General features: G+C 63.0%; 19 protein-coding genes. 6 read left to right on the top strand and 13 right to left on the bottom strand.

The window, feature by feature from the left end; genetic code table 11:
* Position 1: 1 nt before the first annotated feature.
* The gene (locus tag CFE28_09350) at positions 2-604 is read left to right on the top strand and encodes a phosphoribosylglycinamide formyltransferase (protein OYU70183.1); all 603 of its coding nucleotides are present in this window, start codon (positions 2-4) and stop codon (positions 602-604) included.
* Here CFE28_09350 and CFE28_09345 read toward each other — a convergent pair.
* Positions 601-1,905 (bottom strand): monooxygenase, encoded by a 1,305-nt coding sequence (locus tag CFE28_09345; protein OYU70182.1) that lies wholly within the window; start codon positions 1,903-1,905, stop codon positions 601-603. The genes CFE28_09350 and CFE28_09345 overlap by 4 nt on opposite strands.
* Before the next feature lie 348 nt (positions 1,906-2,253).
* Here CFE28_09345 and CFE28_09340 point away from each other — a divergent pair, with 348 nt between their 5' ends.
* Both CFE28_09340 and CFE28_09335 read left to right on the top strand, forming a co-directional pair.
* Complete coding sequence (locus CFE28_09340) at positions 2,254-3,543, top strand: glucose dehydrogenase (GenBank protein ID OYU70181.1); 1,290 nt, start codon at positions 2,254-2,256, stop codon at positions 3,541-3,543.
* A gap of 393 nt (positions 3,544-3,936) precedes the next feature.
* Positions 3,937-4,800, top strand: a complete 864-nt coding sequence (locus CFE28_09335) for a hypothetical protein (protein OYU70180.1) — start codon at positions 3,937-3,939, stop codon at positions 4,798-4,800.
* Here the strand turns inward: CFE28_09335 and CFE28_09330 are convergent.
* Positions 4,797-5,783 (bottom strand): hypothetical protein, encoded by a 987-nt coding sequence (locus tag CFE28_09330; protein OYU70179.1) that lies wholly within the window; start codon positions 5,781-5,783, stop codon positions 4,797-4,799. The genes CFE28_09335 and CFE28_09330 overlap by 4 nt on opposite strands.
* A gap of 117 nt (positions 5,784-5,900) precedes the next feature.
* Between CFE28_09330 and CFE28_09325 the strand changes: the two genes are divergently transcribed.
* A complete protein-coding gene (locus CFE28_09325; protein OYU70178.1) occupies positions 5,901-6,506 on the top strand; it encodes a hypothetical protein in 606 nt (201 codons plus the stop codon).
* Here CFE28_09325 and CFE28_09320 read toward each other — a convergent pair.
* Positions 6,503-6,985, bottom strand: coding sequence for a glutathione peroxidase (locus CFE28_09320; protein ID OYU70177.1), 483 nt, complete (start codon positions 6,983-6,985; stop codon positions 6,503-6,505). The genes CFE28_09325 and CFE28_09320 overlap by 4 nt on opposite strands.
* A gap of 44 nt (positions 6,986-7,029) precedes the next feature.
* Entirely contained in the window at positions 7,030-7,209 is a 180-nt protein-coding gene (locus CFE28_09315; protein ID OYU70176.1) for a DUF1508 domain-containing protein, read from the bottom strand.
* Between the two features lie 137 nt (positions 7,210-7,346).
* Between CFE28_09315 and CFE28_09310 the strand changes: the two genes are divergently transcribed.
* A complete protein-coding gene (locus CFE28_09310) occupies positions 7,347-8,165 on the top strand; it encodes a nucleoside triphosphate pyrophosphohydrolase (GenBank protein OYU70175.1) in 819 nt (272 codons plus the stop codon).
* On the opposite strand, the gene hflX is transcribed toward CFE28_09310, so the two are convergent.
* The 8 genes from hflX to CFE28_09270 all read right to left on the bottom strand — a co-directional run bounded on the left by hflX (position 8,162) and on the right by CFE28_09270 (position 17,917).
* Positions 8,162-9,478, bottom strand: a complete 1,317-nt coding sequence (hflX, locus tag CFE28_09305) for a GTPase HflX (protein OYU70174.1) — start codon at positions 9,476-9,478, stop codon at positions 8,162-8,164. The two genes, CFE28_09310 and hflX, sit on opposite strands and share 4 nt — an antisense overlap.
* Positions 9,475-9,723, bottom strand: coding sequence for an RNA chaperone Hfq (locus CFE28_09300; GenBank protein ID OYU70173.1), 249 nt, complete (start codon positions 9,721-9,723; stop codon positions 9,475-9,477). The genes hflX and CFE28_09300 overlap by 4 nt, the downstream gene beginning before the upstream one ends.
* Before the next feature lie 99 nt (positions 9,724-9,822).
* On the bottom strand, positions 9,823-10,686 hold the full coding sequence (locus tag CFE28_09295; GenBank protein OYU70172.1) for a D-amino acid aminotransferase: 864 nt from the start codon (positions 10,684-10,686) through the stop codon (positions 9,823-9,825).
* Entirely contained in the window at positions 10,687-12,078 is a 1,392-nt protein-coding gene (locus CFE28_09290) for a sigma-54-dependent Fis family transcriptional regulator (protein ID OYU70171.1), read from the bottom strand. It lies immediately after the preceding gene.
* Positions 12,068-14,299 (bottom strand): PAS domain-containing sensor histidine kinase, encoded by a 2,232-nt coding sequence (locus CFE28_09285; protein ID OYU70170.1) that lies wholly within the window; start codon positions 14,297-14,299, stop codon positions 12,068-12,070. Before CFE28_09285 ends, CFE28_09290 begins: the two co-directional genes overlap by 11 nt.
* Positions 14,300-14,364: 65 nt before the next feature.
* Positions 14,365-15,792, bottom strand: a complete 1,428-nt coding sequence (ntrC, locus tag CFE28_09280) for a nitrogen regulation protein NR(I) (protein ID OYU70169.1) — start codon at positions 15,790-15,792, stop codon at positions 14,365-14,367.
* Positions 15,789-16,910 carry an ATPase gene (locus CFE28_09275; protein ID OYU70168.1) on the bottom strand — a complete coding sequence of 374 codons (1,122 nt, stop codon included), beginning with the start codon at positions 16,908-16,910 and terminating at the stop codon, positions 15,789-15,791. Before CFE28_09275 ends, ntrC begins: the two co-directional genes overlap by 4 nt.
* Positions 16,907-17,917 (bottom strand): tRNA dihydrouridine synthase DusB, encoded by a 1,011-nt coding sequence (locus CFE28_09270; GenBank protein OYU70167.1) that lies wholly within the window; start codon positions 17,915-17,917, stop codon positions 16,907-16,909. Before CFE28_09270 ends, CFE28_09275 begins: the two co-directional genes overlap by 4 nt.
* Positions 17,918-18,036: 119 nt before the next feature.
* Here CFE28_09270 and CFE28_09265 point away from each other — a divergent pair, with 119 nt between their 5' ends.
* A complete protein-coding gene (locus CFE28_09265) occupies positions 18,037-19,182 on the top strand; it encodes a bifunctional 2-C-methyl-D-erythritol 4-phosphate cytidylyltransferase/2-C-methyl-D-erythritol 2,4-cyclodiphosphate synthase (protein ID OYU70166.1) in 1,146 nt (381 codons plus the stop codon).
* Here CFE28_09265 and CFE28_09260 read toward each other — a convergent pair.
* Positions 19,179-21,458: a spermidine synthase gene (locus tag CFE28_09260; GenBank protein OYU70165.1), complete on the bottom strand. Its 2,280-nt coding sequence runs from the start codon at positions 21,456-21,458 to the stop codon at positions 19,179-19,181. The two genes, CFE28_09265 and CFE28_09260, sit on opposite strands and share 4 nt — an antisense overlap.
* Positions 21,459-21,479 lie beyond the last annotated feature (21 nt).

Here is a 21,479-nt window from a genome sequence, read left to right as displayed (position 1 = left end):
CATGACCAGGCCTCTCAAGCTCGGATTTCTCGCCAGCCGGAACGGCACCAGCTTTCGCGCCATTGTCGAAGCCTGCGCGGCGGGCCAGCTGGAGGCCGAGCCCCGCCTGCTGGTCACCAACACCGGCAAGGCCGAGGCGCTGGAATATGCGCGGGGCAGGGGCCTTGCCTGCAGGGTGATCCCGACCGCTGCCGACGCACAGGCCGCGGACCAGGCCCTGTGCGATGCCCTGTCCGGGGCGGACGTCGACCTCGTCATCCTGTCCGGCTATCTGCGTCGCCTGGGCCCGGTGACCCTCAGCCGGTTCCGCAACCGGGTCCTGAACATCCATCCGGGCCCCCTGCCCGAATTCGGCGGGGAGGGGATGTATGGCCGCCGTGTCCATGAGGCCGTCATCGCCTCTGGCATTACTGAGACCTGCGCCACCATCCATTTGGTGGATGAGATCTATGATCATGGTGCCGTGATCGAACGCGCCGTCGTCGGTGTCTTGTCGGAAGACACGGCAGTCACGCTGGAGGCTCGTGTCGCCGAAATCGAGCCAAAGGCTTATGTTGCAGTACTGTCCCGTATTATATCCGGTGACCTGACCCTGCCGGACTAAGCCTTGGCGCGCGCGGATCCACGGTCAATTTCTTTCATCAGATCAGAGACATAGATACCAAAATCCACCTGGATGGTGTGGCGCTGAGCCTTGTAGTACTGACCCAGGTGGATCTGCTCGTCCTTGGCGATGATGGCCCGCATCTCGCTGGGCGATGGCGGTTTGTAGGCGCCGGTGAGATAGGCCGCGACCAGCTTGGCTTGCTGTTCGGCAAAATTCACCAGGGTGGGCAGGGGCTGGGCCAGGGCCATGTAGAACAGGTTCGGAATGTCGGGGTGCATCATCCGCTTATAGAGCGGCAGGCGATGATCGGCGTCGGGGATCAGGCCTGGATCGTCGAAGAACGGGAACTTCATGTCATAGCCGGTGGCGCAGACCAGGACGTCAACATCCAGGACCGTGTCATCGACAAACCGGATCTGCTTGCCTTCCAGGGCCTTGATTGCAGGCTTGAACTTGATGTCGCCGCAGCCGGCCCGGGTGAGGAATTCCCCGCTTACCGAGGGGTGAGCCTCCAGGGGTTCGTGGTCCGGCTTGGGCAAGCCATAGCTCTCCATGGCGCCCAGGGACTTCTTGATCGCCTTGCGAGCCATGGACAGACCCAGCTTGCGGGGGAACCAGGGCGGAAGGGCCGCCTTGTCCGCCGGTCTGCCGTTCATGTACTTGGGCAGGACCCAGACGCCGCGACGGGCTGAAACGGTCAGGGTGCGGGCGAGGGGGCGTTGGGCCAGCTCCGAGGCGATGTCCATGGCCGAATTGCCCATGCCCACCACCACGACATTCTTTCCGCGCATGTCTACCGGATCGAAGGGATCGTTATAGGCATGGCTGTGCAGGATCGGCCCGTCGAAATGCCCGGGATAATCCGGCATCCGCGGGCTCCAGTGATGTCCATTGCATACGAAGAGTACGTCGTATGTCCTTGTTTCGCCTGTGGATAACTTCACCTCCCAGAGCCCAGCGGCGTTGCGCCCGGCGTGAACGACGGCGGTGTTGAAGGTGATGGTGCGGCGAAGATCAAAGTGATCCACGTAGTCTTTGAAATATTGCAGCAATTGGCTGTGATGCGGGAAATCCGGCCAGTCCGCCGGCACCGGAAAATCCTCGAAGGCCAGGCGCCATTTCGAGGTGTCGATGTGCAGGCTTGAATAGCAGGCTGACATCCCGTTGGGGTTCTTGAAGTACCAGTTGCCGCCAATGTCGTCCGACGCTTCAAAGCAGTCATAGTCGACGCCGACATCCTTCAGTCGCTTTGCCGTCGTGAACCCGGAGCAACCGGCGCCGATGATGCAGGCCTTCATGGAACTTCGTCTCCCGTTTGCCGCTGAACGGCCTCGGGGCTAGGCTAGTTGTCCGGAATTCGCCCCGCAAGGCGAAGCCTGACGTGCCGCTGCGTCACAAGGGGTGTTTTCCTGGGATGGCGACTTCTGTGTCGAGAATATTTCTGATAATATTCCTTAGGCGAAGGATGGATATTGTTCCCGTTCAGTGCGGCCTCCCCACCCTGATCTGCGCAAGCCAGGAACCACAGCCGCCCGGCAAGCGCACCAGCAAGGGTCTTACAAGCACGTGTTCAGCGTCGGCTAACTCGCACTAAGCTGATATGTGTGAGGGCCGCAGGCTCGACGCGGGATAGTGGGGACACAGCTATGGTCATCGCCAGAAAACATCTAATGACGACCGGATTGGCGATCAGCCTGGCCTTCACCCACCTCACTACGGCCTGGTCGCAGGCCACTACGCCCAACTATCTTCCAGGACCAGATTATGCCGGCGTCGCAGGATCGCCCGCTGAGAACGCCCGGATCACGGCGCTCTGCGGCAAGAACCGCAATGCCGCCGATGGCTATGCGCCGCCGCCCACATTCGCGGGTCAGACCCGAGCACCGCTCGCCAATTCAAAACAAGCTTTTGAAGTGGACGTGGTGGCAAAAGTTGATCGAACCTGGGGCCTGGCGGTGTTGCCAGACGGTCGGGCATTGATCTCGATCCGGGCGGGCGGATTGCGCATCATTGACCAGAACGGCGTCGCCTCCGAGCCCCTTGCGGGCTCTCCGGCAATCCAGAACGCCCGGCTGTCAGGTATGTATGATGTGAGCCTGGACCGTGACTTTGCCCACAACCGCACGCTCTATCTGGGCTACGTGACCCGGCTGAGTGACACTGATCCGGCGGCTGTGGGCCGCATCGCCAGTGCGAAGCTCTCACTTGATGGCATGGCGCTGGAGGATCTGAAGATCCTGCGTGAAGGTCCTGACATCTTGCCGCGCCGCATTGTGCAAGCCCGCGACGGAACGCTGTTGATCCCTTCGGCCGTGATCGATTCCGGTGGACCCAACCCACAGTCGCTGCAGAGCCAACTTGGCAAGGTCTTGCGGATCAATCGCGACGGCTCAATCCCGAAGGATAATCCCTTTGTGAAGGACACCACGGCCAATCCAGCGATCTATGCCCTGGGTTTCCGCGACGTGCATGGCGCAGCGATTGATCCGAGGACCGGCGCCCTGTGGGTGGCGGAGAACACCCCGCGCGGCGGTGATGAGCTGAACCGGATCAAGGCCGGTGGCAATTACGGGTTCCCGGTGATCAGCTATGGCCGCGAGAACGGTGGCACCTTGATCAATGGCGGCAAGACCGCCCAGGAGGGCATGGAGCAACCGGCCTATTACTGGAACCCCTCGATCGCCCCCGGTAGCCTGATGTTCTACACGGGCCGAGCATTGCCAGGCTGGAGGGGCAACGCATTCATTACCGGCCTTTCGGGCGAGCAACTGGTTCGCCTTGAGATGAAAGCCGGCAGGGTGGTGGCTGAAGAGAAGCTGCTGATGGATCGCTGCGTGCGGATGAAGTCGGTCGCTCAAGGCCCGGACGGCTTCATTTACGTCACCACAGATGAACCTAAGGCCGAGCTCCTGCGTCTAAGGCCGTTGAAGAAGTAGGTCTTTGGTGAGTTCCGGGACTAAAGGGTCAAGAGCCGCGCCAAGAGCGGCGGTCTAGAGGGCAGCGCTCGGGCTCTGCGCGCTGCCAGGGCTACGCGCCCGCCCGCTCCCCTCACCTACCCGTCGGTGACATTTCTAACCTGCCTAGACAATGGACAGGAACTGCGATCACACGCAAAAACGCTGGGCTGTCCGCAGCCCGGGGCGTTGAGGACGAGGAGAATGGTCCGGCTCGTGAACTCTATTGGTCTGTTGGCGGCGACAGACAGCTCCCCTGTCCGTCCAGCTAGCCACCCTGGCGAAATCAGGACTTCATTCACCATTCCCTCTTAGGTTGGCCTTGTACAACTTTCGACGGTCGCCGTGCGCAATCAAGCCAAGCTCAAGGATGAGATGTCGCCCCGCCTGCAGCGGGTGCTGATTGTTGACTCCAGTCCTGGCAGCGCGCGGATGCTGCGTGACGCCATGCGGCAGTTCTGTTCGGGCAAGATCCACTGCGTAGAGACCAATGATATCGGTTTTGAGCTGGCCAAGGATTTCAACCCGCAGCTCTTCATCATTGATCTAGGCGGTGATCCTGGCGCGGCGCTCCAGCTGGTGCGCCGGATCCGTCGCAGCTATATGGCCTGCCGCCACGCCCCGATCATAGCCGCGACGTCGAGCGCGACGGCCGACGTTATCTTTGCCGCCCGGGACGCCGGCGTGCACGAATTCCTGGTCCGCCCCTTCACCCCGGTTGACCTGTCCCGTCGCCTGCAGGCTGTCACCCTGAAGTCCAGGGACTGGATTGAGGGCATGCGGTATGTCGGCCCCGATCGGCGCAGGTTCAACTCCGCAACCTTCACCGGCCCAAAGAAGCGCCTTGGCGATGGCCGCATGCCGGATCTGGCCAGGCTGCAGCAGGCGTTGAAGATCGTGGAATTCGCCATCGCCTTCAAGGATCACGATCCGGCCCAGGCCCTGCGATCCCTTCGGGCCCAGGCAGAGACCCTTCTGGATCTTGGAATCAAGTTTGACGATGCCCGGATGGTGAAGGAGGCGCAGGTCTTCCTTCGCTATGTCACCTGCATGACGGAATTTGATCTGACCAAGACCGACGACCTTCTTGACGTATCCTATCCCCTCCTCAGCCGGATGGCAGATAGCCGGTCGGAGAGCCAGGACTTTGACCCCGACATCAATGAGGAAGAGCGCGAGCGCCTGAAGGTGTGGAAAAGCCACATCCCCTCCTCCGCCCCCAAGGTCATTCCGCTCTAGGAACCACCCAGAGCGCCCAGCTGGTTCAGTCGGACCTGAAAGCCAGGGCCTGTGGCGCCCGCATTCTTGCGGATGAACTCCACCAGAGCCCGCTCATTCTCGTCGAAACGGCCATTTCGGCCCAGGCGGTCGAACAGCCAGGACGCTTCATCCTCGGTCACCGCCTCAGCCTCGGCCATCAGGCCGGCCTTGGCCTCGACCTGATCAGCCCAGGCCTTGTTGTCGAAGTTCCAGGTCGCCAGGGCGGCGAAGCCATCACGTACGCCATCCATGGCGGATCTCATGTCACCCAGGCGCTTCATGGGGTTGATCTCGATGTCCTGCGCCCAGGCTTCATTCTGCGCCGCCCGTTCGGCAACAGGCGACCAGGTCGACCGGAACAGCACGCTGTTGGCGACCGCGCTGACGAACAGGGCGCGCCAATCACCCTCAACCCGGGCGTCTCCCAGGGCGTCATTGATGTCCAGCAGGGCCTCAGCCTCGGCGCGGGTGACGCCAATATCCCCTGCCCCGCCTGTGGCGAACAGCAGACGCTTCAGTCGGGCTATGTCGGAGGCCGTGAGCCTTCGGTGATTATGCAGGCGCCAGAGAGCCAGGCTCCTGAGGCTGGAAAGCACGAAGTCCTGCAATTGCTGTGGGCAGTGGTCGGCGGCCTCCAGAACATGCACCAAGGCGTCCAGCTCATCTTCCCGCAGACGGCCATGGCGTGAGCAGGCCTCGATCAGCCAGCCTGCCTGGGTCTCATTCACATAGCCGGCAGGCGCCTGCTGGCGAACCACGAAGTCTGTGATGGCCTCCGCAAAGAAGTCACGCCATTCCCGCGCCAGGGTTCCTGCCCCCGCATTGAGTTCAAACAGGGCGTCGGCTTCCTCGCGATCAATCGCAACATCACCGGCAAACACGGCGCGGCGCATCAGCAGGGCGTCGTCCGCGGTCAGGTCTGTCTTGCCCCGAAGGCTGGCGATGGCGTCGTTGAGGGTCATGGCGGCTCCTTGGTCCGCGAAATCCTCACCGAAACTGCTTTCAAATGGCCTAACTACGGTAAGACTTGCCCGCAGGCTTATTACGATACACATTCAGTGCGCAATGAGGATTGCAGAATGACCGACAAAGCCAGGCGAGGACGCCCGCGTAATCCGGCGGTGGATCGCGCCATACTGGATATGGCCCTGACCCTGTTCATCGAAGGCGGTCTGGACAATGTCAGCTATGACCAGATATCCCGGCGGTCTGGCGTCAGTCGCGCCGCAATCTATCGCCGATGGGCATCCAGACCCCAGTTGCTGGTGGCGGCGATCGAGGCTCGCACCGCTGATGATGACGCCTCCCCGCCGGATTGGGCTGAGCGGGATTTCCGGGCGCGGCTGGACTGGTTCATCCTACAGACCCCGAAACTCATGCTCTCGCCATTCTACCGCAGGCTGGCGGGGGAAATCATCGCCCAACCCCAGGCCAGGGCGGACCTGACCTTCCTCTTCAATGAGACCATTGCGCGGCCGCAGCGGCTGATCTTCGCCCGGCTCATGCAGGCCGCGATCACGGAAGATATCATCGACGAGGCGGCGCCTGCCGACCTGATCTACGACATGCTCTATGGCGCCCTGCTCAACCGGCTGGTGTCCCACACCGATGGCGGCGGCGAGGATGAGGTCCGGAGGTATCTGGTGGGCCTGCTGGCGACCCTGGGGCTCAAAACCGGAAACTAGGCCGCCAGAGCCCGCTTGATGTCCCCTTCAAGCGCCGCCGGGGTCACGGTTGGCGCATACCTGCCCAGAACCTTGCCTGTCCTGCCGATCAGGAACTTGGTGAAATTCCATTTGATGGCGTCGCCCAGCAGCCCGCCCTTCTGCTTTTTCAGGTAGGCGAAGAGCGGGTCGGCCTTGGGGCCGTTGACGTCGATCTTGGCCATCAACGGGAAGGTCACGTCATAGGTAAGGGAGCAGAAGTTGGCGATTTCCTTGGCGTCCCCTGGCTCCTGGGCGCCGAACTGGTTGCAGGGAAAGCCCAGAATGGCGAGGCCTGCATCGTTGTGCTCCCGATAGAGCGCCTCCAGCCCCTCATATTGGGGCGTGAATCCGCACTTGGAGGCTGTATTGACGATGAGGATCACCTTGCCTTCGAAGTCACGCAATGGCGTCTCCGAGCCATCAGGGGCCCGAACGGAGAAATCATAGATGCCGGTCACTGCAGCTCTCCAAAGGCGGGGGCCGAAGCCCCCTTATGTGGTGATCAGTCCGTCGTATCGTCGGTCGGTGCGTCCGGACCATTCTTCTTGATGGACTCGATGGCGTTCTTTGCAGAGGCCTTGGAGGAATAGCCCTCGGTCGAGAACATCACTTCATCATTGTACTTGAAGCGGACCCGGAATTCACCCGCCTTGTCTTTGTAGATTTCGAACTTGTGGGCCATTTGCCACTCCTTTTGACTGCGCCTTGTCCCCAGGCAGAGGCTCGCCTTCAGCAAGGGCGCCGTCAAGGCCGGGGCTTCAAAATATCCGCTGAATCCGGGGGCTTGTCTCCCGCCTGGCGCCGGGGTTCTCTGAGCCCATGCAAAGCCCGACTCAGCCTGAAACCGACCCCATGAACCGACTGCTGGCCATCATGGCGCGCCTGCGGGACAGGGACACAGGTTGCCCCTGGGACCTGGAGCAGACCTTTGCGACCATTGCGCCCTACACGGTCGAGGAAGCCTATGAGGTGGCGGACGCCATCCAGCGGGAGGATCTGACCGACCTGCGCGAGGAGTTGGGAGACCTGCTGTTCCAGGTCGTCTTTCATTCCCGCATGGCTGAGGAGCAGCAGGCCTTCCGGTTCGAAGACGTGGTCGAGGCCATCTGCGCCAAGATGATCCGCAGGCATCCTCATGTCTTTGGGTCCGAAGGTCCGAGGTCCAGTGGGGAGCAGGTTGCGGCCTGGGACGTCATCAAGGCCCAGGAAAGGGCGATGAAGCCGGCGAAGTCCGGACTGCTGGACGATATTCCCCAGGGCATGCCGGCTCTCTCCCGTGCGGTGAAGCTTTCGAAGCGGGCAGCCAGCGTCGGCTTTGTCTGGCCGACGGTGGATGAGGTCCTGGCCAAGCTCGACGAGGAAGTCGAGGAACTGAAGGTTGAGGTTGCAGCCGACGACCGGGCCAAGACCCGGGATGAACTGGGCGACGTCCTGTTTGTGGTCGCCAATATCGCCCGGACCCTGGATATCGACCCGGAGGATGCCTTGCGGCAGTCCAACGCCAAGTTCGAGCGTCGATTCCGCTTCATCGAAGATGGACTTCGCGCCCGGGGACGTTCGGCCGCGGACTCGGATCTGGCCGAAATGGACGCCCTGTGGAATGACGCCAAGCGCGCGGAGAAGGCCGGGAACCCCTAGATCGGCTTTGGCTCCAGGCCCGGGAAGAACTGCTCGAACTGACCGAGGGCCTGCTCACTGAGGCTGACCGCAAGGGATATCTCGCCGGACTCCCGGTCCCTGCGACTGATGATGCGACCGTGACGATAAAGCCAGGCCAGGGCCGCACCCTCCCCCGCCGGTATGTCGATGCCGACTGGCGCCGCTTCGTCCACCAGATCGGCGATCATGGCCAGAAGCGTGTCGCAGCCCTCTCCGCTGACAGCCGAAACAGGCACAGCGGCCGGGGTGGATCTGAGGGCGTCGCCTCGCAGGTTTTCCCTGTCAGCCACCTCGGTAAGGTCCAGCTTGTTCCAGACTTCGATGACCCGACGTTCATTCATCTCAACGCCCAGCCGGGACAGGACCTTGCGGACGTCCTGGGCCTGGGCGTCGGTTTCCTCGCTGGAAATGTCGCGCACATGCAGAATGACGTCGGCTTCCTTGACCTCTTCCAGGGTGGCGCGGAAGGCCTCCACCAGTTCGTGGGGCAGGTCGGAAATGAAGCCTACTGTGTCTGAAAGCACAGCTGGCCGTCCGTCCGGCAGCTTTAGGGTCCGCAAGGTCGGATCAAGGGTCGCGAACAACATGTCCTGGGCGACCACATCGGACTGGGTCAGCCTGTTGAACAGGGTCGACTTGCCGGCGTTCGTGTAACCAACCAGGGCGACGGAGGGTGCAGGCGCCCTCTGGCGGGCAGCGCGCTGAAGTGTGCGGGTGCGGCGCACCTCCACCAGATCGCGCTTCAGCTTGGCGATCTTCTCGGCAATCAGCCGTCGGTCGGTTTCGATCTGGGTTTCCCCAGGACCGCCCATGACGCCGAAGCCGCCTCTCTGGCGCTCCAGGTGGGTCCAGGTCCGGACCAGGCGCGAGCGCTCATAGGAGAGCCTTGCAAGTTCGACCTGGAGCCGACCTTCCTTGGTGCGGGCCCGACGGGCGAAGATCTCGAGGATCAGGCCCGTGCGGTCGATGACCTTCACGCCCCAGGCCTTCTCCAGATTGCGCTGCTGCACCGGGGTCAGGGCGTCATCTACGATGGCGACATCGACTTCGAGCGCTTCGCAGAGATCGCCGATCTCCTTGACCTTGCCGGACCCGAACAGGGTCGCAGGGGTTGGTTTGCGCAAGGGGGCGATCAGGGCGTCGCGGATTTCCAGGTCAAGCGCCAGGGCCAGGCCCACGGCCTCTTCAAGGCGCGCGGCCCCGCTGCGGCTGGCGCCACGGGGATCACGGTCGGGATGAACGACAACAGCCCCCTGGATCGGGGCTTCGCGGTCAATCAATTGCGAGGTCAATCGTCCTCATCTTCCGACGGTTCGTAGAGCTGGACCGGGGCTGCCGGCATGATGGTGGAGATGGCGTGCTTATAGACCAGCTGGGACTGGCCGTCCCGGCGAAGCAGGACGCAGAAATTGTCGAACCAGCTGACCACGCCCTGCAGCTTGACGCCGTTCACGAGGAAGATGGTCAGGGGTGTCTTGGTCTTGCGGACGCTGTTGAGGAAGGTGTCCTGCAGGTTCTGTTTCTTGTCGTTTGACATGGCTTTTCGCCTCTTCTTGTTTTCGAGGGCGAAAACCGCCCCACACACGCGAGTTCAGATACGCCGACCACTGTGACAGACGCAATCGGTCCCGTCTGGCTATATCGCCGTGGAACGGGCTTGTTCAATATATAGGCGCCGCAGCCGGCTTGCCACAGGGCCGACCTTGCCATTTCCGACGGGCTTGCCGTCGACGACGACAACCGGCAGGACGAGCGCGCCGGCGCCGGTGATGAAGGCCTCGCTGGCGGCCAGGGCTTCAGCCGGGGTGAAGGGGCTCTGATCAACGGAAATCCCCTCGGCCTGGAGTATGTCGAGGAGTGTGTATCGGGTGACGCCACGCAGGATGTTGGCGTTGGTGTCCCGGGTCTTGACGGTTCCATCGGCCTTGACGATCCAGGCGTTGGAAGAGGCGCCCTCCGTGACAAAGCCCAGTTCATCGACAAACCAGGCTTCCGCGCCACCCTGTTCCTTGGCCGCCTGCTTGGCCATGGCGTTGGGCAGGAGGCCGACAGTCTTGATGTCACACCGACCCCAGCGGTTTTCCGGCACCGTAATGACCGAAACGCCCTTGGCCGCCTTTGCCTCTGCCGCTGCGCGATCAATCGCCTTGGCCGTGATCACGATGGCCGGGGGAACCGGGTTGGTGGGGAAGGCATGATCCCGGGGCGCGACACCCCGGCTGACCTGCAGGTAGAGCAATCCGTCCCGGATCCGGTTCTGCCTGACCGTCTCCCGCAGGACAATGGTCAGGGCTTTGCGGCTCATGGGCATGTCGATCTGAAGCTCTGAGAGGCTGCGTTCCAGCCGGGCGAAGTGGCCTTCGGGATCGGCCAGCTTGCCGTCAAACAGGGCCCAGACCTCGTAGACTGCATCAGCCAGCTGGTAGCCACGGTCCTCGATGTGGACAAAGGATTCGGCGTGACGCTCGAAGCGTCCGTTCACATAGGCGATCCGGCCCATCTATTCGTCCCCGTTATCGGCGCCGCGACCACTGGAGAGGCCAAGCGATTTCAGTTTGCGGTGAAGGGCGGAACGTTCCATGCCGATGAAGGCTGCGGTCCGCGAAATATTGCCTGAAAAGCGGAGCATCTGGGCGTGGAGATATTCCCGCTCGAACAACTCCCTGGCGTCCCGGAGCGGGAGGGAAATGATCCGCTCAGCCCCGATTGACCCGCCCGCTGTGGTCGGTGAGACGTCGCCGGGCATCATTTCCGCCGTAATCAGGTCCGACGGATCTCCGGCAGCAAGGATGAGCATGCGCTCAACATTGTTCCGCAGCTGACTGAGATTGCCTGGCCAGGGCCGGACCTGGAGGGCAGCCAGGGCGTCATCGGCGAGCCTGCGCCGGGTCATGCCAGTGGCGTCACAGATCTTCTGGATGAAGAAATCCACCAGTTCGGGAATATCCTCCCGTCGCTCCGCCAGGCCCGGCACCGAGATCGGCACCACATTGAGGCGGTGGAACAGGTCCTCCCGGAATCGGCCTGCAGCGATTTCGTCGCGAAGGTCCCGGCAGGTCGAGGACACCACACGGACATCCACCTGGACATCCGAAGCACCGCCCACCCTTCTGAACCGCTGTTCCACCAGCACGCGCAGGATGCGGCTCTGGGTTTCCCGCGGCATGTCGGCGACTTCATCGAGATAGAGGGTGCCACCATGGGCACGCTCAAAGACGCCGATCCTGGCGGGACGGCCTCCCTCCCCTTCTTCGCCGAACAGTTCCACATCCACCCGCTCCGGGGTCATGCCTGCTGCGCTGATGGCCAGGAACTCACTCTTGCCCCTGGGGCTGGCGCCATGGATCAGGCGGGCCACGGTTTCCTTACCGGCGCCAGGTGGGCCCGAAATCAGGACGCGGCTGTTGGCGCCGGCCAGCTTGGCGATCAGGCCCCGCAATTGCTGGGTCGCCATGGACTTGCCGATGAGGCCGTCAGGAACAATGGTCTGCGCCCGCAGCCGGCGGTTCTCACGCTTGAGGGTTGCAGACTCCAGAGCCCGCTCAACGGCCAGGAGCAGGCGGTCCGACTTGAACGGCTTTTCAAGGAACTCGTATGCGCCGCGCTTGATAGCGCTGACAGCGGTTTCAATATTGCCATGACCCGAGATCATGATGACAGGGAGGTCAGCGTCGAGGGTCCGGACAAGATCCAGCAGCTCAAGGCCGTCCATGCCGCCGCCCTGCATCCAGATGTCCAGGACCAGAATGGCCGGCTTGCGGGCGCGGATGGCTGCCAGGGCGGACTCTGAATCGTTGGCTGTACGGACGTCATAGCCTTCATCGGAAAGGATGCCGGCTACGAGATCCCGGATATCGGCCTCGTCATCGACTACCAGGACATCAGCCGCCATGGGGAGCCTCCACACTTGTGTCTGCGACCAATGTTTCACCCTGGTCGCCGGGGCTTGATGGAAGGGACAGGACCGCAAGGGCCCCGGGGCCATTGACGGCGTCAGTCAGGACCAACTCGCCGCCGTGATCTTCCAGGATACGTTTCACGATCGCCAGGCCGAGGCCTGTCCCCTTGTCTCGGGTAGTGACGTAGGGCTCGGTAAGCCGGTCGCGATCCTTGGCTGGCAGTCCGAGGCCATTGTCTTCAATCCTGATGGTCACGCCCTCGGCGCCCTGAATGATTTCGGCTGTGATCCGGCCGGGGGGGTCAGGGTTCTTCGCCGTTCGAGCAGCGACAGCCTCAACAGCATTCTTGAGCACATTGGTCAGCGCCTGAGCGATCATGCGGCCGTCGGCGCGCACTTCGGCCGACCTGTGAGGCTCAGCCAGGACGATGTCCATGTCCGGATTGGCCACACGTTGAGCAAAGACGGCCTCCCTTAGGAGGTCTGACAGGTCGTGGGGCGCAAAGGTCGGGGTTGGCATCCGTGCGAAGGATGAGAATTCGTCGACCATCCGGCCGATATCACCCACCTGCCGCACAATGGTTTCCGTGCATCGATCGAAGGTCTCAAGGTCGGCTGGCTGAATTCCGCCACGGAACTTCCGACGGATCCGCTCGGCCGAAAGCTGGATGGGCGTCAGGGGGTTCTTGATCTCATGGGCGATGCGGCGAGCCACATCGCGCCAGGCGGCGTTCCTCTGGGCCGAAACAAGCCGGGTAATGTCGTCAAAGGTCAGAACCAGACCTTCCTCGCTGCGGCTGGCCCGTACCCGCAGGCGGCGGGTTTCCCTGGTGCGGGACACATCAACCTCGCCCTCGGCTATGCCGGCCAGACCGGCGTCGCGGGCTATGCCGACAAGTTCCGGGGCGACTTCGTCCAGACTCAGGCCGTGGCCCCTGTCCCCGGGAAGATCCAGCAGGGAAACCGCCTGACGATTGGCGGCCGAGATCCGTCCATCACCGTCGGTAGCCAGCACCCCTGCCGACACTTCGGACAGGACGGTTTCGATGAAGCGACTGCGCTGTTGCGCCTCATCGCTGGCCAGGGTCAGGGCATGCTGCTGATGCTGCAGGTCCCGGGTCATGTTGTTGAAGGCGTGGGACAGGACGGCGATCTCTTCGGGGTCGTTGTCTGCATCGACTCTGGCTGAAAGGTCCCCGCCCGCCACCTTGCCTGCGGCCTGCACCAGTCGGCTTACGGGTCCGGAAATCGCATTGGCGGCCGCCATCCCCAGCCAGACTGCGCCCACCAGCACCAGCAGGGCTGTTTCGGCATAGGACAGGGCAAAGACGGTCTGGATCCTCTGACGGCTCTGGGCGGCCTCCCGATAGGACCCAAGGGACGCCTCAGCCTCGGTCAGGTTCTCGACGATTCCGTTTTCGATCGGTCGCGAAAGGTAGAGATAGGCGTCCTCATAGGATTTGAGCCTGTAGAGGCTCCGGGTCAGGTCAGAGGATACGAATATGTCCCCTTCGTCAGCGGCCTTGAAGCCGGACTCCGGGGGAATGGCATAGGCCGGAGCCTTGCCGATTTCAGCCAGGGCAAGGATGCGCCCCTCGCGATCAATCAGGTATGCCGCCTGGAAACCCTGATCCGCAGCCTGCTGCGCCAGAAAGTGACTGAAGGTCACCGGGCTGGTCTGCAGGGCGCCGGAGGCCCGGTTCAGGTCTTCGGACATCAGGGCGACGTGGTCGCTCACATAGCGCTTCTGCTCGTCCATATAGGAACGGAAGACCGTGGCGGAGTTCTCAACAACCGTCTGCACGCGGGTGGAAAACCAGTCATCAACCCCGCGGTTCACCAGCACGCCGGAAAAGAAGAAGACCACCAGGGCCGGCGCCATGGCCGCGAAGGCGAAGGTCGTTACAAAACGAAGGTGAAGCCTGGCGCCCGCATCGCTGGATTGTGCGTCAAGCAATTCCAGGAGCCTGATGCCGACAGTCGCCGCCAGGAAAAAGATCAGGCCAAGGTTCAGACCCAGGATGATCAGGATGTTTCGGCTGGCCGGGGCAAGCGGCCCGGTTTCGGGCGGAGAAGCTGCCAGCAGAATGGCGATGCCGGTGAGGAAGAGCGCCAGAACATAGGCGCCCACAAGGGCATAGCGTGATTGAACAAGCCGCCAGATCCTGGCGGCCCGGGTCAGATGAGCCTCGAGTGGGTGGGTAGCAGAGGTCATATGCGTGGCATAATAGCCGCACCTGTACCTCAAACTCAACACCAATGTGGCGTCACCGCTACGGTCTAGCGGCGGCCGGACCGCATTTCGACACCCAGATCCTGGATCTTCTTGCGCAGAGTGTTCCGGTTCAGGCCGAGTATCTCTGCGGCCCGCACCTGATTGCCCCGGGTCGCGCCGAGGGTGAGGTGGATCAGGGGACGCTCGATCTCTTCCAGAACCCGATCATAGAGGCCAGCAGGCGGAATCCCGTCCGGCTGCTCTGCGAAATAGCCCGACAGGTGTCGCTCGACCAACTGGGCAAGGCTCAGCGGGCCCTCCTGACCGATCACCGGAGCCTGATGCTCGGCCAGTTCCTTGTCGACAATCCGGGCGGTAATCAGGTCTTCGCCGTACAGGGCGCATACCCTGCGCACCAGATTTTCCAGCTCCCTGACATTCCCCGGCCAGGAATGGGTCTTGAGACGCTCAAGGGCGCTGCTGTCGATGGTCTTGGATGGAAGCCCCTCCCGATTTGCCCTCAGCAGGAAGGCTCTTGCCAGGTCCGGAATGTCTTCAGTTCGATCCCTGAGCGGCGGCAGGCGAAGGGGCGCAACATTCAGCCTGAAGAACAGGTCTTCCCTGAACAACCCCTGCTGGATGAGGCCTCTCAAGTCCCGGTTGGTGGCGGCGATGATCCGCGCATTGGGGCGTCGGCCGGTTTTTGGATTGATCGCCGCCTCTGTGCCATCAATGACCCGCAACAGCCGGGTCTGGGCGTCCAGGGGCATGTCCCCGATCTCGTCCAGGAACAGGGTTCCGCCGTCCGCCTCGACCAGCTTGCCCCAGTCGCCGTCTTCACGTCCGAAGAGCTCGACCTCGACCCGCTCCCTCGGGACGGCGGCCAGGTTGATGACGACAAACTTTCCGTCCTTGCGCCGTCCCATGTCGTGCAGGGCGCGGGCGACCAGTTCCTTCCCCGTGCCGCTTTCCCCGGTGATCAGGACCGTAAGGTCTGCCCCTACCAGGCGGGCAATTGTTCTGTAGACGTCCTGCATCGGGCCGGACCGGCCAATGAGAGGCAGGCGCTCATCCCTGACGGCTCTCGCCTGCGCCTTGGAGGCTTCACTGTCTGCTGGTCGCGACAGGGCGCGCCGCGCGACCGAGGTCATGTCGTCCAGGTCAAAGGGCTTGGACACATAGTCGAAAGCCCCGACCTCTGCGGCGCTGACCGCCGTAAGCAGGGTGTTCTGGGCGCTCATGACGATGACGGGCAGCTTGGGCCGTTCCTTGCGGATCCGGGGCAGCACGTCGAACACGTTTTCGTCCGGCATCATGACATCAGTAATGACGAGATCCCCCTCGCCTTCTGAAACCCATTTCAGAAGGGTGGTGGCGTTGCCGGTGGCCCTGACCTGATAGCCCAGTCGTGTGAAGGCCTGGCTCAGGACCAGACGGATCGAACTGTCATCGTCGGCGATGAGTATCTTCTTGTTGGCGTTGCTCGAGCTCATGCCAGGGAGTCCTCATCGGTCACAATCGGCAGCAGCACGCGGAATGTCGTGCGGCCAGGCTCGGAGTCGAAATCAATCAGGCCGCCATGAGCGGAGACCAGCTTTGACACCAGGGCCAGACCAAGACCGGCGCCATTGGCCTTGGTCGTTACAAAAGGTTGGAACAGGCTCTCGCGGAGATGAGCCGGCACACCGGGGCCGTTGTCCTGGATACGGATTTCCAGAGGCGCCCCACGGAGGTTCTGACCCTGGGTGGCCCGTATCCGCACGCCGTGTCGGAAGGCGGTCTGGATCACGATCTCACCGCGATTGTCGCCACGGGAGTGGGCGGCCTCGGCAGCGTTCTTGACCAGATTGAGGAAGACCTGGATCAGCTGATCCTCATCGCCCGGGGTCAGGGGCAAGGACGGGTCATAGCGCTCGCGCAGGACCAGTCCGTCCGCCACGCCATTTGCCGCAAGAGCCCGCACCCGATCCAGGACCTGGTGAATATTGATGGGCTTGCAGTCCGGCAGGGCGTCATCCGAGAACGCCTCCATCCGGTCGACCAGACGCCGCACCCGGTCCGTCTCATCGACGATCAGCTGGGCCAGAGGCGTATCCTCTGACCGGGCCCCAGCTTTCAGGAGCTGAGCCGCACCCCGGATCCCGGCCAGGGGATTCTTGATCTCATGGGCAAGCATCCGCCCCAGGCCGACAATGGTCCTCAGTCCGGCTGCTTCGGCTCCGCCGCGCTCGACAGCCAGATGGCCGCCCTTGACGTGAAGGGTCAGGAGAACCGAGCCATCCCCCAGGGGCACAGCGGCGCCGTCAGCCTCGAAGGACGGCAGGCCGAACAGGGAAATTTCCACTTCCCGCTCCCGGACCGGCGCATTCTCTTCAAGGGCCCGATTGAGCAGGGACACCAGGGCGGAACCATGCGGAAGGGCGGCGCCGAAACGGCCCCGAGAAAGAAGGCTGAGACCCTGCCCGAACAGCCTCTCGGCCGCCTCATTGGCTGCAACCAGGGCGCCGTCTGCGCTGACAACCAGGGCAGGTTCCGGTGAAAAGTCGAAGGCCGCCGCTTTCAGGGCGCTCAGGTCTGGCCCGAACGCCGAAGTCTGGAATCGTGAGGTCATGCCGCCAGTTTCTCCGATGGCTCGCGCCAGAGCGCCTTCAGGCCGGCAATGACGCCACCAGGATCATCAAGGCGGCAGAGGTCCTGCCTGGCGGACTTCCGCGCAGCCTCATCCAGGGGCATCGGGGCCTGGTCGACATAGGCCGCCAGATGTTTCCGGAAGACCCGGATCCCGATCCGGGCTCCATAAAACGACAGGCAATCCTCAAAATGCTCGAGCACGATAGCCAGCCGAGCCTGAAGATCCGGCGCCTCGAAGGGGCGGCCATCCAGCCCGGCTTCGATTTCAGCTGCGATCCAGGGCCGGCCATAGACCCCGCGCCCGATCATCACTCCATCGGCGCCGGACAGATCCAGGGCGCGTTGGGCGCTGGCCGCGTCATGTATGTCGCCATTGACGATCACCGGAATACTCACCGCATCCTTGACCTCTGCAACGGCGGCCCAGTCGGCATGGCCCTTGTAGAACTGGCAACGGGTGCGACCGTGAACCGTGACAGCCTGCACCCCAAGTGACTCTGCAGTCCTGGCGAGCTCAGCCGCGTTCATCGAAGCCGAGTCCCATCCCAGGCGCATCTTGACCGTCACGGGCACATCTACCGCAGCGACGGCGGCCGCCATCAGCCGACCGGCGAGGTCAGGCTCCCGCATGAGCGCCGAGCCGGCCGCAGCGCCGCTGGTGACTTCCTTGGCGGGGCATCCGAAGTTCAGGTCGATGATCTGTGCGCCGGCGTCGGCCGCAAGCTTTGCGGCCCTGGCGATGTGGTCGGGATCCCTCCCGACCAGCTGGACAACCATCAGGGGCAGCCCCTCCCCAACGGCGGCGCGACGCACCACGTCAGGCCGTCCGCGGGCGAAGTCGGCGCTGGCGACCATTTCAGTGGCCACATAACTGGCGCCGAGACGGCTGGCCGCCCTGCGAAATGGCAGGTCGGAGACTCCCGTCATCGGGGCGATCCACACGCGGCCGCCGACGACTGCCTCACCAACCTTGAGCGATTTGCCCATAAAATAGTCACTCCGTTCGCCCTCTTTTTAGGCAACAATGTGGCCGGGGTAAAGCCCTGAGTTTACGGGTGCAACGCAGGCGGGCTGGACATGGTGGAAGGTCGGCCTAAACAACGGTCATGAACGTTTCCGCCATTGTCGTCGCCGCCGGCGCCAGCACCCGGGCTGGGCCGGGCGTCCCCAAGCCCTGGCGGAACCTTGCCGGCCGCACTGTACTGACCTGGTCAGTCGAGGCGTTTGTCGCCGCCGGCGTGGACGACATTGTCGTGGTCGTCGCCGAAGGGTGGGAAGAAGCCGCGGGCGACGAACTGAAGCATCTCGCCGGATGGCGATGTGTGAATGGCGGCGCGAGCCGCGCCCTGTCAGTTCAGGCAGGCCTTGGGGCCATCAGGCAGCCAGACGACCGCATTGTCATGGTCCATGACGCCGCCCGGCCCCTGCTCACACCTGCCCACATCCTGGCGCTGACCGAGGCGATGGGGCATGCCGACGGCGCCCTCCCCGCCCTGCCTGTGGCCGACACCTTGAAACGTCGGACTGACACAGGTCTTGAAACCGTTTCGCGCAATGGCCTGTGGCGGGCCCAGACCCCTCAGGCCTTTCGCCTGGGTAGTCTCCGGCGCGCGTACGATGAGTGGCCTGCAACCGAAGAACCTACAGACGATGCATCCGTCGTTGAGAGAGTTGGGGGAAACATCGCCCTGGTTCAGGGTGATCCCAGGCTGTTGAAGCTGACCTATCCGGAGGACTTCGATATGGCGGAAGCACTTGTCCACCAGGCCCGGTCCATCCGTGTGGGCTTTGGCGTGGACGCCCATCGGTGGGGGCCGGGCGATAGTGTATGGCTTTGTGGGGTCGAGATCACCCATAGCCAGACCCTGATCGGCCACTCCGACGCCGACGCCGGTCTGCACGCCCTGACCGACGCCCTGCTGGGCGCCATCGGGGATGGCGACATTGGTGAGCACTTCCCGCCTTCGGATCCACAGTGGCGGGGGGCGTCATCAGACCGCTTCCTGGCCCATGCCGCTGACCGCGTCAGGGCAAAAGGCGGACGTATCCAGAATGTGGATGTGACCCTTGTCTGTGAGCAGCCGAAGATCCGGCCCCATCGTGACGCCATGCGTCAGCGTCTTGCCGAAATCCTTGGCATCGAGATCGACCGGGTCAGCGTGAAGGCGACGACGACCGAAGGCATGGGCTTCACCGGGCGTGGTGAGGGGCTGATGGCACAGGCCGTGGCCACCGTCGACCTCCCGGCCTAACCCGTCGACTTCTGCTGGATCTTCGCGATCATGGCGCCGATGAGGTTGGTGTAGTCATCAGTCCATGGCTTGGCGAGACCAGGATTGGTTGGCTTCCACCGCTGATCTCCGGCGAAGGCCGCCAGGGCCTCACGGTTCCGGGCGATGATCAATGCGTCTTCGGACGACTCCCACAGGGACGGGGCGTTGGGATCGATCTGATGGCTCTGCACCCTTGCGACACCGCCTGCCTTGCGCGCCACCGCCATGGCTGGTCCCAACAGCTCCACATTCCGGTTGGAGAGGTGGAGCACAACAACGCCGTCTGGCTTGATATGGCTCAGATACCCGCGGACAGCCTCTACCGTCATGAGGTGAACCGGGACGCTGTCAGATGAAAAGGCATCCACCAGCAGTATGTCGAACAGGTCTTTGGGTTGGCGGGCAAGGGTAAGCCGGGCATCCCCGAGCACATAGTCGATCGGCCCCTTGGCGCACTCGCTGACATAGGTGAAGCGTTTGGGGTCCGAGGCGATCTTGACCACAAGCGGGTCGATCTCAAAGAAGGTCAGCCGGTCGGTCGGACGGACATAGGCTGACACGGTGCCAGCCCCCAGACCCACAGCGCCGATACGCAGGGCCGGCTTGCTGGCTGAAATGGTCGTGAAGACCTGCCCGATCGGCGTCTCTGGCGCGTAGTAGACCAGAGGACGGCAGCGGAATTGCGGGCTCTGGGCCTGGGCTCCATGCAGGGTGGTGCCGTGGACCATCATCCGGACGTCTCCGCCCATCTCCGGAACATTCAGGTGGGACTCCTTCACCACGCCGAAGAAGCTGCGCCAGCGGGCCTGGCTCTCAGAGGACACGCCGGAAATCTGGGTCGAGATGGCGATAGCCAGGGCCATGATGAACAGCAGCTGCGCCCGCCGCCGCAGGACAAAGGCGCAGACCAGGGCCGTGGCGATGCCAATGCGGGGGATCAGCAGGGCGATGTCCGGGTCGGTAATCCGGAAGACGCCCATGGCCTCACCGCCAAACTGGGTTTCCACCTGCCGGAAGATCGGAAAGGTGAAGGCCGCCGCCAGACCCAGAGCCAGGGTCAGCCAGCGCCATCGCAGGAAGGGCCCCTGCCCCCATGGGCGGACGAGACAGGACGCCACCAGAACCAGGGGATACTCCCAGACATCATTGAAGATGACCGGCGCCAGAAAGGCGTTGAACCCGCCGCCGACCACGCCGCCAACCGACATCCAGAGATAGAACTCGGTCAGACGTCCCGGCTCTGGCCTGCGTGCCACCATGGCCTGATGACAGACCAGGGCTGTGAGGAAGAAGCACCCAAGATGGGCGATCAGTGACAGGGCCAGATTGTCCGGCACAAAGGCGACGAAGGCGATGCAGGCCACGACTGCTGCTGCCTGAAAGGTCAGCACCCCATCGGGGGACAGTATCTGCCGGGTGGAGAAAGCCAGGATGAAGGTCAGAAGATAGAGGGCCAGGGGAATGACCCAGAGAAACGGGGCCGAGGCGACGTTCGTGGTCACAAAGCTGGTGACACCCAGCATCAGGCTGGAGGGGATCGCCGCCAACAGCACCCAGAGCAACCGCTCCGTCCAGGTTGGAGCTGCGCCAACCGGAGCGGAAATCTCCAGAGGCCTTGCAGGTGACCGGACCACCCTGAGGGCGAGTATGGCGATCAGAGCGACGAACCCGCCATAGGCAAGGCTCCATCCGAAGGTCTGGCTGTGCAGGGCCGTCAGGGGTTCGATGACGACGGGATAGGCCACAAGAGCCAGAAGGCTGCCGATATTGCTGGCGGCATAAAGAGCGTAGGGCTCTGGCCCGTCCTTGACCTGGGCTGTCCTGGCGAACCAGGACTGTACCAGGGGCGCCGTGGCCGAAAGGATGGCGAAAGGCGCGCCTATCGAGCCGGTAAGGGCGCCCAGCAGCCAGAGGACCGGACGATCCGTGCTGGGTGGGCCAAACCATTCGCTGACGTGAAGCGGCAGAACCAGTGCAGCAAGGGCCAGCAGCCCCAGATGAATCACGGCCTGGAGCTTGAGCGACTTCAGCTTCTGCAGGAGGTGGGCATAGCCGTAGCCCAGCAGGAGCATGGCCTGGAAAAAGGCCAGACTGGTGTTCCAGATCGATGGGCCACCCCCCAGCAGGGGCAGCATCAGCTTGCCGATAATGGGCTCGACGGCGAAGACCAGGGCCGCGCTGAAGAAAATGGTCAGGGCGAAAATCGACTGGGAAGCCGAAGCCTGTGGGGAAGTTCGATCTTCTGTCAGCGTCATGGGCTCGAATCAGCTTGTGTC

This window comes from Alphaproteobacteria bacterium PA2 (genome assembly GCA_002256425.1).
Classification (GTDB): domain Bacteria; phylum Pseudomonadota; class Alphaproteobacteria; order Caulobacterales; family Caulobacteraceae; genus Phenylobacterium.
Note: the sequence above shows the minus strand (reverse complement) of the source record. Positions and strands in the feature narration are given on the sequence as shown.